The sequence below is a fragment of the Sinomicrobium halophytocola genome (assembly GCF_052983395.1).
Genome location: NZ_JBRKIT010000011.1, coordinates 672,598 through 688,252 on the forward strand (window position 1 = coordinate 672,598; position 15,655 = coordinate 688,252).

The following is a 15,655-nucleotide window of genomic DNA, read 5'->3' on the forward strand; positions in this document are numbered from 1 at the left end:
TCTTTATGTATTTATAAGCCTTTTTATATTATTCTTTAAAATCTTACTATGAAAATTCATCAACAAGCCTAAAGGATAATTCCCCAATCTCAGATAAGTCAGGACCTGAGCAATATGGACATCAGTAAAACACTCCACTGTTTTTAATTCTATCACCAATTTATTTTCTATTAAAAGATCTATTCTGTAACCATGGTCCAGCTTAATATCCTTATAAACTATGGGCAATATTTTTTCTCTTTCTACAAAAAATCCTCCTTTTTTTATCTCGTAAAATAAACATTCCTGATAAGCAGATTCCAGAAGCCCCGGTCCTAATTGACGATGTACTTCCATGGCTAGACCTATCACTTTATAAGAAAGGTTGTTTATATCCATAAGACTATCAGTAAACTCCGTGTATCTCTGTGTCTACTTTGTGAAACTCTGTGTTATAGCTCAACATCTACAATATTACAATATAATCCCCTTTAATGAAAAAAGTACCAATCCTAATTTCCCGGAGTACAAAAGTGTATTGCCAGCGAACATAAAGTGTATCGAAACCGAACACCTTTTCTATTAAAAAAAGAATCAATAAACTATAAAACAGCATTTTATATTTTTGGCACGATAATGCTATAGTGGTAAATCAAATTGCACTTTATGGACATTCCGATTGAAAAGAAACGTTTTACCACTTCCCGCATTATCATGCTGGTTGGGGGTGTTTTACTCTTATCCCTTATTATCTTTACGATCATCTCCTCCACGGGAGGGTCCAAACTCAATGTAGAAACGGAACGTATTACCATAAGTGAAGTAAAAAGCGGTGTTTTCCAGGAAAACATTCCGGTTAACGGTATCGTACTACCTATTACCACTATTTACCTGGATGCCGTGGAAGGCGGACGGGTGGAAGAAAAATTTGTGGAAGACGGGACCGTAATGAAAGCGGGCGATCCTATCCTGCGATTATCCAACACCGACCTGGAACTCAGCCTGGTAAACCAGGAAACATCAGTATACAACCTGCTTACCCAGATGCAGATACAACAAAATGCCGCGAGACAGAACACCATAAACCGGCTTAACCAATTAACAGATGTGGAAAACAGCCTTATCGAAGCCAAAAGGATATATGAACTAAATAGAAGACTCTTTAACGAAAAAGCTGTTGGTAAACAGGAGTTACTGGAATCCGAAAACAATTATAACTACCAGAAGGAACGCATGAAACTGGCCGAAGAAGTCGTTAAACAGGATTCTATGGCATCCCGGCAGGAACTGGACCAGGCCGAAAGTTCGTATAACAGGACCCGTAACGCCCTCGACCTGATGCGTAAAAAAGTGGGAGACCTGGTGGTAAGAGCACCTGTGGACGGACAGTTAACCTCCCTCGACGCGGAAATAGGGCAATCCAAAATCAAGGGGGAACGACTGGGACAAATAGATGTACTCAGTGGTTTTAAGGTACGTGCCGATATTGATGAACATTATATTTCGAGAATATACAACGGGCAATTCGGTTCCTTTATCTTTAAAAACGAAACCTTTACCCTGGTCATCAAAAAAGTATATACGCAGGTTACCAATGGCCGTTTCCAGGTAGACATGCACTTCGAAGGAGAAATACCGGAAGGTATACGCCGCGGACAAACACTGCAGATCCGCCTGGCCCTCAGCCAGGAAAAAGAAGCGCTGCTCCTGGCCAAAGGCGGGTTTTTTCAGAAAACCGGCGGCAACTGGGTATTTAAGGTCAGTGAAGACGGCAAGAGCGCCTACAAACAGGAAATACGGCTCGGCAGCCAGAACACCGAATATTACGAAGTTCTGGAAGGTTTAGAGCCCGGAGATAAGGTAGTTACCTCCGGATATGATAACTTTGGGGATATACAGGAGTTGGTTTTGAATTGATGGGCTAATCTTGAGGCACGAAGCTCGAAGTTCGAAGTCAGGAGTTCTACATCCAAAGTTTAATTTAAAGCTAACACTATGAAATTTAAGTTTGAAGATTTGATTATTTGGCAAAAAGGAATGGATCTGGGAGAAGAAATGAATACACTTGCCATAAAATTTCCAAAGGAAGAGTTGTATAATTTGTCTTCTCAAATCAGAAGGGCAGCCGACTCCGTTGCTTTGAACATTTCGGAAGGCTCCATTTTACAATCAAAAGCCGAATACCAAAAGTTTTTAGGCTATTCCATACGTTCCATAGCGGAAGTCGTAACCTGTTTATACAAAGCTAAAAGGAGAAAATATATTTCAAATGACGATTTTCATACTTTTTATAAAAATTGCTTCGACCTCATGAACATGACTGTCGCTTTCAGGAAGAAAATTAGATAAGCACGAAGTGCGAAGCATGAAGTATGAAGAAAAAACCACTTCGTGCTCCGTGCTTCGAGCTTCCAACTTTAAAAAAACACATCCATGATAAAAATTACCGACTTAGAAAAGTTTTACCGCACGGAAGAGGTACAAACAGTTGCGCTTAACAGGCTTTCCTTTGACGTAAAGGAAGGGGAATTTGTAGCGGTTATGGGTCCTTCCGGTTGCGGAAAGTCAACCCTGTTGAACATCCTGGGGTTGCTCGATGACCCGGACGGGGGAAGTTTTATCTTCAACGGTATTGAAGTCTCCGGTTTTAACGAACGCAAACGGGCCAACCTTCGCAAACACAACATCGGTTTCGTATTCCAGAGCTTTAACCTCATCGATGAACTTACCGTATTTGAAAATGTGGAATTACCGCTTATTTATACAGGAGTAAAAGCTGCGGACCGTAAAGAAAGGGTACACGAAGTCCTCGAAAAAATGCAGATCATGCACCGGAAAAATCACTTCCCGCAACAGCTTTCCGGCGGACAGCAGCAAAGGGTGGCTGTAGCCAGGGCTGTGGTGAACAGTCCCAAACTCATCCTCGCCGATGAACCTACCGGAAACCTGGACAGCAGCAACGGTAACGAGGTCATGGATCTCCTTACGGAACTGAACCAGCAGGGAACTACCATTATTATGGTAACACACAGCGAACACGATGCCAAGTTCAGCCACCGGATCATCAGGATGCTGGACGGACAGAAAGTGACGGAGAATATCCTGGTGTAAAACAAAACGACCAACCGAAACATCATGCTAAAGTATAATCTCAAAATTGCCTGGCGCAACCTGAAGAAAGACAGGTTCTATTCCCTGATCAACATTGTGGGATTGGCTACAGCATCGGCTGCTTTTCTGCTGATCATCAATTTCGTAAAGTTCGAGTATAGTTATGAGGACTTTCATGAAAATGCAGATCGTATTTACCGGGTTACTACTGAAATGTATCAAGGTTCACAGCTTGTGTCCACGGACTGTGAAACCGCCCCTGCCTTAGCTCCGGAATTAAAAGAAAAAATGCCAGAAGTGACGGATTATGTCCGGGTACAGATGATGGAAGACGACAATGAAATAAGCTATAACAACCAGGTTTACCGGATCGATAAGATCTATGCGGCAGACCCTTCCGTATTTGACATTTTTCATCACGAATTTATCCAGGGCGACCCTTCTACCGCACTGGATGCTCCTATGACAGCTGTAGTCAGCGAATCCCTTGCCAAACGCTTGTTCGGCAATGCACCTGCAAAAGGAAAAACCGTAAAAAACGGGGAATACCTGTTTACCATTACCGGTGTGATCAGGGATTCACCATCCAATACCCATCTGAAAGTAGAAATACTGCTTTCTTTTTCTTCCCTCGTCAATATGGGATGGGACCTGAATTCATGGGGGAGCTGGAACAATTACACTTATCTGCGATTAGCCCCACACCCAGACCTGGAAGCATTTAACAAAAAATTGTTTGATTTTCGCAAAGAAAAATTCAAGGATTTAGATCATCTCCGGGTAGTAGCAGAACCAATCAAAGATATACACCTGTACTCCCACAAAGGCTGGGAGCCTGAGGTCAACGGGAATATAAGAACGGTGCGTTTTCTGTTTATCACAGCTTTCCTCATCCTGTTAATAGGCTCGGTCAACTATCTGAACCTGGCTACGGCACGCGCATCCGAAAGGGCAGGTGAAGTAGGTATGCGGAAAATATTGGGATCCAATAGAAGGTCATTGATAAGCCAGTTCCTCACCGAAACACTATTGATCAACCTTACAGCCATGGTATTGGCCTTACTCCTCATCTGGGGGATACTCCCCTTCTATTTCCGGTTGATCGGCAGACCTGTTGAAGTCGATTTTTTCACGACGTCCATGTTCTGGATCACCTGTGCCGGACTATTTCTCTTTAACTGCCTGCTGTCCGGGCTTTATCCTGCGTTTAATCTTTCTTCCGCCAGGCCTGCTTCTGTTGTTAAAAGATCATTCACAGGGTCCAGGGAAGGCAATCTGTTTAGAAAAGTCCTCGTGGTCGGGCAGTTCGCCATAGCACTGATCGTATTGTCGGCCGCGTTTATTGTCTTTAGGCAGCTGTCCTTTATGCAAAACCAGGACCTGGGGATAAACACGTCAGAGATGCTGGTTATCAGGGCACCGAAATTTGGAACCGATTCCCTGCGCCTGGTCCAGAGCCGGACTTTTAAAAATGAACTGTCCCAACTTAGCGATGTGGAAAAAGTATCGGTTGCAGGCTCACTCCCGGGGATCAGTCTTCACGAACTGAGTTCTACCACAAGTATAACGCAATACGGTTCTGATAAAGGCCGGGGTTACAATTATTATCTCTACGGGATTGATACCGATTTTATTCCTACAATGGAGATCGAACTGGCCACAGGAAGAAATTTCAGGCCCGGGTCAGTAAGTACGGATGAAGTGATCATTAATGAGGAAGCTGTCAGGACATTGGGGTTTGAAAATCCCGAAAAGGCCCTGAACAAAAAAATAAGTGTCTGGTTTTCGGAACAGGCTGAAATTATAGGGGTGGTTAAAGACTTTCACCAACAATCCTTAAAGGGAGCCGTACTTCCCATGATACATTGGCACAGTAACCAAGCGAGTTTTTACGCTGTAAAACTTCACACAAAGGATATACAAAAAACGGTTGCCGATATAGGGTCGGCCTGGAAAACACAATTCCCCGGCCATTCTTTCGACTATTATTTCTATGACCAGATGTTTAACGAGCAATACAAGGCCGATCAACGGTTCGGAAAAATCGTTTCGGTATTTTCGATCCTTACACTATTAATTACCTGCCTGGGATTACTCGGTTTAACGGCTTATACCGTCAGTAAACGCACCAAAGAGATCGGTATACGTAAGGTTCTCGGCGCTTCCGTTGCTCATATAGTCACTTTACTGTCCAAAGATTTTATAAAGCTGGTACTAATCGCTATTATCATCGCCTCCCCGATCGCCTGGTATGCGATGAACCGCTGGCTTGAAAATTTTGCGTACCGGATTGAACTGCAATGGTGGATCTTTGTACTGACGGGAACAGCAGCAGTCGTCATTGCTCTGATAACCGTGAGCGGCCAATCCATCAAAGCCGCCACCGCAAACCCTGTAAAAAGCCTGCGAACCGAATAAACCAAACTGTGATGATAAGGAACTATTTTAAAACAGCGTGGAAAAACCTTAAAAAGAACAAATTCTTTTCTTTTATCAATATTGTCGGGCTCACTATTGGTACATCATGTTTTTTGCTCATTGCTCTTTATATTTTTGACGAACTGACTTTTGACCGTTTTCACCAACACACATCCAATATTTACAGGGCGGTAAATCATAAAACAAACTCAAACGGCGAATTGACAAAGATTGCCGGAACGGGTTACCAGGTTTCGGAAAAAGCAAAAACTGATTTTCCGGAAATACAAGGCATAGCCAGGATGATCACCCTGGGGCGAACCAATGTTTCTGCGTTAGACCATACACAGGTTTTTCATGAAAATATCACCCTGGGCAATCCCCGTTTTTTTAATGTTTTCGATTTCGAATTCCTGCAGGGGACCTCGGCTCATGCATTAACCGAGCCCCATACCGTTGTTATGACGGAAGAAATGGCCTACAGGCTTTTCGGCACTGCCGACGTTTTGGGAAAAACCATAAGAACCGACGTAGATAACATTCCTGTTAAGATCACCGGAATACTGAAAGACTTTCCAGGTAATTCGAGTATCACGTTTAATATGCTTTTTTCCGAATCGAGCATGACAGGTGACGGATTTAAGAATTTCATTAACACAGACTGGGATTCGGATTCTTTTGCAACCTACTTCTCACTGAAAGATCAAAGTGATCCCAAAAAAGTTGAGGCTGGCATCACCAAACTTATAGCAGAAAATCAGGATGCCGGTGTTTCCGGCAAAAGCGATCTTGCTTTGCAACCACTGGCGGATATTCATTTCCATTCTGAAGACATTGAGGGTGATTCGGGAAAAAAAGGTTCTTTAACCACAATCTATGTCTTTTCCATTGTTGCATTTTTTGTGCTCTTTATCGCCTGTGTCAATTATATGAACCTGACCACTGCACGATATACCAACCGGGCCAAAGAGATCGCCGTTCGCAAAGTAGTAGGTGCATCAAGACAGAACCTGACCGGACAATTTCTCACCGAAGCATTTTTGACAACAGTGATCGCGATTGTTTTTGCGCTGATCATCACCAAAATCACATTACCCTGGTTTAATACGTTCACAGAAAAGCAACTGACACTCGGAACAGCAACCGATTATCGTATCCTGATTGGTATAGGCTTAATTACCATAGTGGTAGGATTGCTATCCGGATTATACCCGGCATTGGTCCAGGCAGCTCTGAAACCACTATCGCTGATGAAACACAAAGACCAAATGAGCAAAGGGAAGGTTTCCCTGCGCCGCAGTTTGGTTGTACTCCAATTTGTGGTATCTATCGTCATGATCGTGGCTACTATGGTAATCTACCTGCAAATGAAATATCTCAACAACAAAGACATAGGTTTCCGGAAAGATCAGTTAGTCGTGGTTGATATCAACAGCGGGAAGGTCCGGGACAGCTGGAAAACCATAAGACACGAATTTTCAAAACTGGCACAGGTCGCCCGTGTTTCGGTAAGTTCCAGGGTCCCTGGCGAGTGGAAAAATCTGCCCAAAGTATCTGTGCACAACAACGCCGGTGATCCACAGGAAAAAAATATGTTTTTTCTGGGGGTGGACGACCAGTTTTTACAAACCTATGATATAGAACTCCTGCAGGGGAGAAATTTCCTGCCCGATCATTTAGCAGATTCCACTTCAGTATTGATCAATGAAAGTGCCGCCAAGGCTTTGGGTATTGTCGAACCCTCCGGGCAATTTATCGAAATCCCATCCGTCAATTTTGGGGGCGATTTTTCTCCGCTCGATAAACCGTTCCTGGCCAGGGTGGTGGGTATCGTCCGCGATTTCAATTTTCAATCGCTACGTGAACCGCTGGCCCCAATGGTGCTCGGAACCCAAAAAAATCCGATTCACTCCATAGATTACTTTACAGTGAGGCTTTCCCAAGGGAATACGGATGTCCTCCCTGCACTAAAAAAAATGCAGGAGATATTCTATGGGGTCGACCAGGGCCATCAACTTGAGTATCATTTTCTCGACGAACAATGGGAGTTGTTTTATCGCAATGACAGAATAAGAGAAACTATTTTTATAGTAATGACCCTGTTAGCCATCCTTATCGCCTGCCTCGGCCTGCTCGGTCTTTCTACCTACGCTGCAGAACAACGGATAAAGGAAATCGGTATCCGAAAAGTATTAGGCGCTTCTACCGGAGGTATTGTACGCCTTTTATCCAAAGACTTTATAAAACTCGTGCTGATAGCCATTCTCATTGCTTCACCTATCGCCTGGTGGGGTATGAATTCATGGCTGGAAGGTTTTGCCTATAGAATACACATACAATGGTGGATGTTCGCCCTTGCAGGGTTAGTAGCGGTAGCTATTGCCCTGATCACGGTAAGCGGCCAATCCTTAAAAGCCGCGATGACTAACCCCGTAAAAAGCCTGCGAACCGAATAAGTTAAACCGTTATGATCAAAAACTATTTTAAAATAGCGTGGAGGAACCTTAGAAAAAATAAATTCTATTCCATGATCAACATTGCAGGGCTTGCCCTGGGGATGTTTTGCAGCCTTCTGATATGGTTTTGGGTAAAGGATGAGATGAGTTATGACCGTTTTTATCCCGGTTATGAAGATATTTATTTTGTCAGATGTAATTCTGACTTTAACGGAAAGGTTGTGACCAGTGGCCTTACCCCTTCTCCTCTTGCAGAAGCATTGAAAAAAGATGTTCCGGAAGTCGCTTTTGTTACCAAACTTGCGTATAACAGGGACCTCCTGGTCAACTTCGGGGAAAAGGCCGGCAAGGAAAACGGACTTTATGCTTCAGATGACTTCTTTGACGTATTCCGGCTTCCGGCAATAGCGGGTAACCCGAAAAATGCTCTCGCCTCTCCGAACCACATTGTCATAACCCGTAATGTGGCCGAAAAATATTTCCGGGACATTTCCCCCCTTGGAAAAACAATACGGCTCAATAATCACAAGGACTATACCGTGGGGGCGGTTATCGAAAATATACCCTCCAACTCTACCGTACAACTGGACTGGGTTATAAATTTTAAAGAAACAGAACAGGAATGGATGCAACTATGGGGGAGTAACCTGCTTCGCACCTATGTACGCCTACATCCGGAAGCGGCCCCGGAGAATGCCGAAACCAATATGAAAGGGATCTATCCGAAATATGCCGATATGGATGTTCTCCCTATCCTGCAACCATTTAAAGACGTGCGATTGTATTCCGATTACAAAAACGGGAAACCCAGTGGCGGAGGCATCGAATACATACGTATATTTATGATCGTAGCCCTCTTTATCCTGGCGATTGCATGCATCAATTTTATGAATATGGCCACCGCCCGTTCTTCCCTGCGGGCCAAAGAGGTGGGAATACGAAAGGTCGTCGGAGCGGGCAGAAACTCCCTCTTCAAACAATTCATAAGCGAATCGATATTGACCAGTCTGTTGGGGCTGCTCCTGGCCCTTGGTCTCGTAAAGCTTATGCTTCCAGCATTTAGCAGATTCCTACGCAGGCCGATAGAAATGGACATTACCGACCCGACCACTCTGATAAGTATTATTGCATTACTACTGATTACGGGATTCCTGTCCGGTAGTTATCCGGCCCTGTACCTCTCCGCCATATCCCCCATTCACAATTTAAAGAACAAACTGAAACCCGGATTTCTCAATGCTGCTTTCCTCAGAAAGTCATTGGTGGTGTTCCAGTTTACCCTGTCGATTTTCCTGATCATCAGCATGATCGTCATTAACGGACAAATGCAATACATGCGTTCCGAGAACCTCGGGCTGGACAGGGAACGGGTCCTTTCCATACCACTGGAAGGAGAATTATACAACAAGATGGAACCCTTTAAACAGGAAGTATTACGATCTGCGGCCATAGAAAACGCTACAACCTCGGCTATGCTTCCCATTAATATCGGCTCGTCTTCCGGTGATCTTTCCTGGCCCGGAAAAGACCCGGACCTGCAAACCAATGTATCGGTGATGCACGTGGGATATGATTTCATAAAAACCATGAATATAGAACTCGCCGCGGGAAGGGACTTTTCCAAAGATTTCCGGACCGATAGCCTGGCCTACCTGATCAATGAATCAACGGCAGAATTGATGGGAATGGAAGACCCGGTAGGCAAACAGATCAGTTTCTGGAACGGAGAAGCTCCGGTGATAGGTATGATGAAAGATTTTCACATACAGTCGTTACATATGCCCATAACTCCCCTGGTCCTTTGTCTGGATCCTCAGAACTCTTCCCAAATGCTAGTAAAGACCCGTGCCGGAAAAACTGCAGAAGCCATACAAGACCTTGAAAAACTGACCCGAAAATTCAATCCCAATTACCCTTTTGAATATCACTTTTTAGATACGGAATACGAAAAACTATACAGAACAGACACCATGATCAGTACATTAATCAGGTATTTCGGTATCCTGGCTATGGTGATCTCCGTTATGGGACTATTGGCCCTGGCGGCCTTTACTGCCGAACAGCGCACCAAAGAGATCGGTATCCGGAAAGTCCTCGGTGCTTCCGTAACCAATATTGTCACCTTATTGTCCGGAAATTTTACCAGGTTGGTACTTATTTCTATTGTAATCGCCTCACCGATCGCATGGTATACAATGCATCGATGGCTGAACAGCTTTGCCTATAGTATTGAATTGCAATGGTGGATGTTTATCCTGGCCGGATCTGTCGCAATACTCATAGCATGGATAACGGTGAGTGCACAGTCCATAAAAGCTGCAACCGCCAACCCGGTAAAAAGTTTACGGAGCGAATGAAAGATTTTAGTTTAGTTAATTAGGTTTTAAAGACCTGTCGGGTTATCCGGTTGCTCAGCACAACAACCGGTTAGCCTGACAACTAAGAAGAGATGAATTTTGGAGTTGAGAAGTTATGGAAAGAAGATGTTAAGCCACTTATACGGTGTAACCAATAGATTATAAAGTTGGGAAGTCCGGGAAGAACGAACTCCATAACTCCCAAACTAAAAAGCTAAAAAATGATCAAAAACTATTTCAAAATAGCGTGGAGAAGTATCCGTAAAAGGAAAAGCGTAGCATTGATCAATATCCTGGGACTGGCCCTTGGTTTTGGCTGTGCCATTCTTATTTTTCTGTTTATCCAGTTTCACCTGACTTTCGATGATTTTCACAAGGATACAGGCCGAATATACAGGCTCGTAACTGAACAGCATAAAGATAATATTGAGTATACAGCAACTGTTCCCCGTGCACTGCCCAATGTTTTTAAGAACGATTACAATTATGCGGAAAAGGTAGCCAAGATAGTAAATTGGAGCGGGCGGTTAATTACCGTAAATTCGGGAGAATCCCCCCTGCGTTATAAACAGGATGTTGCTTTCGTCGAACCGGATTTTTTCCGGATATTCAATTACCCCCTTCTCGATAAGGATTTTTCGGATGAGCTGGCGGCTCCAAATACGGCTATTATCACCCGGAAAATGGCAAAAAAGCTGTTTGGCGATACCGATCCCATCAATCAAACCTTTGTGTGGGAAAATAAGGAAACGATCCGGGTTACAGGAATCTTACAAGACCTTCCAAAGAACACCATGGTAACTTCCCAGATCTTTATTTCCTTCAACACCCTTAAAACTGCATGGGTTTCCCGTGAAAACTGGACAGGATTAGGCACCAGTTTACAGTGTTTTACACGGTTAAGGCCCAATCAGGATCCCTTAAAAATAGAGGAGGAAATGAAGGAATGGCCCACTAAATACCACGCTGAACCCACGGGTACAGACTATTATAAACTACAGCCTTTCCAGGACATCCATTTCGATTCGTACTACAGTGGTGGCATCAATGTAAAACTGCTTTGGATCCTCGGGGCTATCGGTTTTTTCCTTATCCTTATTGCCTGCATTAACTTTATCAACATTTCTGCGGCCCAATCTGTCTACCGCTCGAAGGAAGTTGGCATAAGAAAGGTCTTGGGAAGTTTCAGGGATCAGCTTTTCCGGCAGTTTCTGGCCGAAACATTTCTCATTACTTTTGTTGCCCTGGTCATCGGGCTCGGGTTAAGTCTTCTCTGTCTACCGCTCTTTAACAACACCTTCAACCTTTCCCTTTCGGCATCCGGCCTGTTAAATTTCCGGTTTGCCACTTTTATCGCTATACTCCTGGTAGGCGTTGCTTTTCTGGCCGGAAGCTATCCCGGGATTATCCTGGCCAGGATCGCCCCTGTCCTCGCCCTGAAAAGAAAACTGACTCAGAAAGATACCGGCGGTTCACTGACTCGAAAGATACTGGTCACCAGTCAGTTTGTTATTTCCATGGTTTTGATCATCGCCATGCTGGTCATCGGAAAACAAATTAAATATGCTACAAGTACTGATTTAGGTTACGATACTACCGCAATCGTTATGGTAAAACTTCCTGTAGATGATATAGGATCTTTTAAATTAATGTCCTTAAAAAACAAGATTGTCCGGTCTTCGAATGTCAGACAGGTTTCTGTTTGCTTTACAAGCCCGGGAGCGCCTGTTAACAGTTTAGGTAAGAGCGTTTATTTTAATAACAACCCTGAAAAAGAAGACTTTCTGATTCAGTCAAAATTTGCAGATAAGGACTACTTAAATACTTTTGGCATTAAACTTATTTCGGGCAGGAATTTTATTCAGAAAGATTCTTTAGATGAAGTAGTGGTCAATGAGACCTTCGGCAGAAAAGTAGGAATAAATTCCCCAGAAGAGTTAGTAGGCAAACCCATAAAAATCGGTGATAATTACCATGCCCGCATCGTGGGGATTGTGGAAGATTTTCACGATCAGGACTTCGAGGATGCCATAAGCCCTGTATTTATTGCATACGATCCGGATCAGTGGTACATGGAATTAGGAATCAAAATCAATCAGGCTAATACCCCAGAAACACTCCGGTATATTGAACAACAATGGAGGCCTTATTTCCCCGATTTTATCTTCGAATACGCCTTCCTGGATAATCGCGTAGCGGAAATGTACAAATCCGAACAACAGTTCCTGGCGCTGACCAAACTATTTTCCCTTCTGGCCATCTTTATCGGCGGCCTGGGTATCTATGGCCTGGTTTCCTTTTTCGTTGCCCAGAAAACCAAAGAAGTCGGTATCCGGAAGGTGTTGGGAGGCAATGTTGTCGACATCCTCGGATTGTTCTCCAAAGATTTTTTCAAACTGATAGGCATTGCGGGGCTTATCGCCTCCCCCATTGCCTGGTATTTTATGAACGATTGGTTACAGAACTATACCTACAGAACACCGATTAGCTGGTGGGTCTTTGCCCTGCCCATAGGTTGTGTTTTGATCCTGACTCTGCTTATTGTGAGTTATAAGGGGTATATGGCTGCCACGGCCAACCCGGTGAAATCTTTAAGGACGGAGTAATGGAGTTTGAAAGGTTATTACACAGAGATGCACAAAGAAACACGGAGTTTCACAGAGGAGTGCAGGTTGAAAAAAAGTTACAAGTTGCAAATTCCAGGTCCCTGAGCGCAACCGAAGGGCTGGTTTACAAGCCAAAACAAAGGCGGCTGAGTGTCCCGAACTCCGTTCGGGATGTACCGAAGCCCCGGTTAAATTATAAATAAGCGTTCGGAAATTTGGAAAACAACACTCCAAAACTCTGAACTAACAACTAAAAAAACATGATCAAAAACTATTTCAAAATAGCGTGGAGGAATTTACTAAAAAACAAAATGTACTCCGGGATCAACATTGGCGGATTGGCCATGGGGATTACAGCCTGCCTGCTTATTTTGCAGTATGTTTCCTATGAACTGAGCTATGATGATTTCCACACTGAAAAGGATCGTATTTTCCGGGTGAAGCAGGACCGTTTCGACGATGGTAAGCTAGCCTCTGAATGGGCGGCGGGAGCATTTGCCGTGGGTAATTCATTCCACCAGGCTATCCCGGAAATAGAAGACTACGTAAAAGTGGTGGAAACCCGTGATGCGGTATTGAATATTGACAATGCCCCCCTGAAAACGGACAAGGTGTTTTATGCCGGTAGCTCATTCTTTAAGATATTTTCATATCCCCTGCTCACCGGGAATCCTGAAAAAGCTTTGACCGCGCCTTTTACCGCCGTGATCTCCGAATCTACAGCCTTAAAAATATTTGGCCACACTGCTGTTACCGGCCAATCCATACGGATCAATAACGATCGGAATTATAAGATCACCGGTGTTTTTAAGGATATGCCACAAAACACCCAGCTAAAACCCAATATCCTGCTGTCTTACTCCAGCTTTATCGAAATCGTCAAAGCGGACAGCAAAGGTGAAGATAACCCGGAAACCTGGTGGGTAAGTGACGGATGCCTTACATATTTATTGTTACAAAAAGGTGCCGACCCGAAAAAAGTGGAAGCAAAATTCCCTCCTGTTGTAGCGCAGGGCGTCGGTGAAATAATGAAACAAATGAATGCCTCCGTTAATTATGTACTGCAACCACTCACCGATATACATCTCGATCCGCATTATCGTATGGAACCGGGAACCAACGGCAATCGCAAAACGGTTTACCTTCTTATGGGGGTGGCGTTCTTTATCGTCATCATAGCATGGATCAATTATATAAACCTCGCCACTGCCCGTGCCATAGGCCGTGCCAAGGAAGTCGGGGTGCGTAAGGTTATTGGTTCGAAACGCAAACAACTGATCGCCCAGTTTTTTACGGAATCCTCCATGTTTAACGGCCTGGCTGTGGTCCTGTCCATATTGCTCATGATAGTGATTATCCCCTTATTCCACCGGATCTCAGGGCTGAACATATCGTATTCTTTATTCGTCAATCCCGTTTTTTGGTCAGGTTTGTGCATACTTTATATGGCCGGCACATTCTTTTCAGGCTTCTATCCTGCTCTTGTACTGTCCCGGTTCAAACCCGTAGAGGTCTTAAAAGGGAGAATGACGGCGACAAGACAGGGTGGTGTACTGAGAAAATCACTGGTTGTCTTTCAATTTGCGGCTTCCCTGCTCCTGCTTATTAATTCATTGATCGTTTACCGGCAAATACAGTTTATGCAAAACCAGTCCCTGGGGATAAATATCGATCAAACCCTGGTCATCAGACCTCCTGTCGTATCTGATTCCACCTTTATACATAAGAAAAAGGCATTCAAAGAATTCCTGTTACAAAATCCTTCCATAAAGCATATCGCTGTATCTTCTACGGTCCCGGGAAAAGGTGGAGGCGGCAATGCGGGAGGCATCAGGTTAGTGACCCAGGACGAATCCCGGCAAAAACAGTACAGGGTCTTATGGGTCGATCACGACTACACCTCCCTCCTGGATATTAAAATGGTCGCAGGACGGCCATTTTCCGAAGAACATACAACGGATAAGGAAAGTGTGATATTTAACCGGCTCGGGATACAACAACTGGGATTTAATAACCCGGAAGAAGCGATTGGCAGGAAGATCAACTTTTGGGGAGATCAATTCACCATAGTTGGTGTGTCCGAAAATTTTCACCAGGAATCCCTCCGCCAGGCCTATGAACCGCTTATTCTCCGGCTTACTCCTGAGGTAGCCGGATATTTCGCATTAAAACTGGGTACGGACCAAATAGCTCAGACCATTCAACAGGTACATGAAGCGTGGAACAGGTTCTTTCCGGGCAATACTTACGAATACTTTTTCCTGGACGATGGTTTTGCCGAACAATACAGGGCCGACCGTCAATTCGGATCGGTATTTTTCACGTTCACCGTCTTTGCTATCCTGATCGCCTGTCTGGGACTGTTTGGCCTTGCATCATACAATATCATGCTGCGGACAAAAGAAATCGGGATCCGTAAAGTGCTCGGTGCATCTGTAGGCAAGATCCTAAAACTTTTATACAAGGAATTTGCCATCTTGCTGTCCCTCGCCTTTTTAATATCCCTTCCGCTGACATGGCTTATGGCCAGTAACTGGTTACAGGGATATGCTTTCCGTATCGATATACACTGGGCCTATTTCGTATTGCCCTTTGTAGTCATGATACTGATCACTTCGGTCACGGTAAGTTTTCAGACTATCAAGGCATCCCTGGCAAACCCGGTAAAAAATTTGCGGACCGAATGATGATTTAAAGTTAATAAGGTATCTGGTTATGGAGTTATTAA

At 44.1% G+C, this 15,655-nt stretch carries 9 protein-coding genes; 8 read left to right on the forward strand and 1 reads right to left on the reverse strand.

Going from position 1 to position 15,655, the window contains the following annotated elements:
* Window positions 1-3 precede the first annotated feature (3 nt).
* Window positions 4-378 carry a GxxExxY protein gene (locus ACVBDY_RS04840; protein WP_072315411.1) on the reverse strand — a complete coding sequence of 125 codons (375 nt, stop codon included), beginning with the start codon at window positions 376-378 and terminating at the stop codon, window positions 4-6.
* 267 nt (window positions 379-645) lie between these two features.
* On the opposite strand from ACVBDY_RS04840, the gene ACVBDY_RS04845 reads away from it, so the two are divergent.
* From ACVBDY_RS04845 to ACVBDY_RS04880, 8 genes are all read left to right on the forward strand, one after another.
* Entirely contained in the window at window positions 646-1,896 is a 1,251-nt protein-coding gene (locus ACVBDY_RS04845; protein ID WP_447174334.1) for an efflux RND transporter periplasmic adaptor subunit, read from the forward strand.
* 78 nt (window positions 1,897-1,974) lie between these two features.
* Window positions 1,975-2,328 (forward strand): four helix bundle protein, encoded by a 354-nt coding sequence (locus tag ACVBDY_RS04850; RefSeq protein WP_447174335.1) that lies wholly within the window; start codon window positions 1,975-1,977, stop codon window positions 2,326-2,328.
* Window positions 2,329-2,412: 84 nt separating this feature from the next.
* Entirely contained in the window at window positions 2,413-3,090 is a 678-nt protein-coding gene (locus ACVBDY_RS04855; protein ID WP_447174336.1) for an ABC transporter ATP-binding protein, read from the forward strand.
* 24 nt (window positions 3,091-3,114) lie between these two features.
* Window positions 3,115-5,508 (forward strand): ABC transporter permease, encoded by a 2,394-nt coding sequence (locus ACVBDY_RS04860; RefSeq protein ID WP_447174337.1) that lies wholly within the window; start codon window positions 3,115-3,117, stop codon window positions 5,506-5,508.
* An 11-nt stretch (window positions 5,509-5,519) separates the two neighbouring features.
* Window positions 5,520-7,964: an ABC transporter permease gene (locus ACVBDY_RS04865; protein WP_447174338.1), complete on the forward strand. Its 2,445-nt coding sequence runs from the start codon at window positions 5,520-5,522 to the stop codon at window positions 7,962-7,964.
* Between the two features lie 11 nt (window positions 7,965-7,975).
* Window positions 7,976-10,321, forward strand: coding sequence for an ABC transporter permease (locus ACVBDY_RS04870; protein WP_447174339.1), 2,346 nt, complete (start codon window positions 7,976-7,978; stop codon window positions 10,319-10,321).
* Between the two features lie 221 nt (window positions 10,322-10,542).
* Entirely contained in the window at window positions 10,543-12,927 is a 2,385-nt protein-coding gene (locus ACVBDY_RS04875) for an ABC transporter permease (RefSeq protein WP_447174340.1), read from the forward strand.
* A gap of 260 nt (window positions 12,928-13,187) precedes the next feature.
* Window positions 13,188-15,614 carry an ABC transporter permease gene (locus ACVBDY_RS04880; RefSeq protein WP_447174341.1) on the forward strand — a complete coding sequence of 809 codons (2,427 nt, stop codon included), beginning with the start codon at window positions 13,188-13,190 and terminating at the stop codon, window positions 15,612-15,614.
* Window positions 15,615-15,655 lie beyond the last annotated feature (41 nt).

What these genes read in the sequence shown, in the direction of transcription:
- ACVBDY_RS04870 (WP_447174339.1), top strand. Translation starts at nt 7,976, where the DNA reads ATGATCAAAAACTATTTTAAAATAGCGTGGAGGAACCTTAGAAAAAAT.
- ACVBDY_RS04860 (WP_447174337.1), top strand. Translation starts at nt 3,115, where the DNA reads ATGCTAAAGTATAATCTCAAAATTGCCTGGCGCAACCTGAAGAAAGAC.
- ACVBDY_RS04840 (WP_072315411.1), bottom strand. Translation starts at nt 378, where the DNA reads ATGGATATAAACAACCTTTCTTATAAAGTGATAGGTCTAGCCATGGAA.
- ACVBDY_RS04850 (WP_447174335.1), top strand. Translation starts at nt 1,975, where the DNA reads ATGAAATTTAAGTTTGAAGATTTGATTATTTGGCAAAAAGGAATGGAT.
- ACVBDY_RS04855 (WP_447174336.1), top strand. Translation starts at nt 2,413, where the DNA reads ATGATAAAAATTACCGACTTAGAAAAGTTTTACCGCACGGAAGAGGTA.
- ACVBDY_RS04845 (WP_447174334.1), top strand. Translation starts at nt 646, where the DNA reads ATGGACATTCCGATTGAAAAGAAACGTTTTACCACTTCCCGCATTATC.
- ACVBDY_RS04865 (WP_447174338.1), top strand. Translation starts at nt 5,520, where the DNA reads ATGATAAGGAACTATTTTAAAACAGCGTGGAAAAACCTTAAAAAGAAC.
- ACVBDY_RS04880 (WP_447174341.1), top strand. Translation starts at nt 13,188, where the DNA reads ATGATCAAAAACTATTTCAAAATAGCGTGGAGGAATTTACTAAAAAAC.
- ACVBDY_RS04875 (WP_447174340.1), top strand. Translation starts at nt 10,543, where the DNA reads ATGATCAAAAACTATTTCAAAATAGCGTGGAGAAGTATCCGTAAAAGG.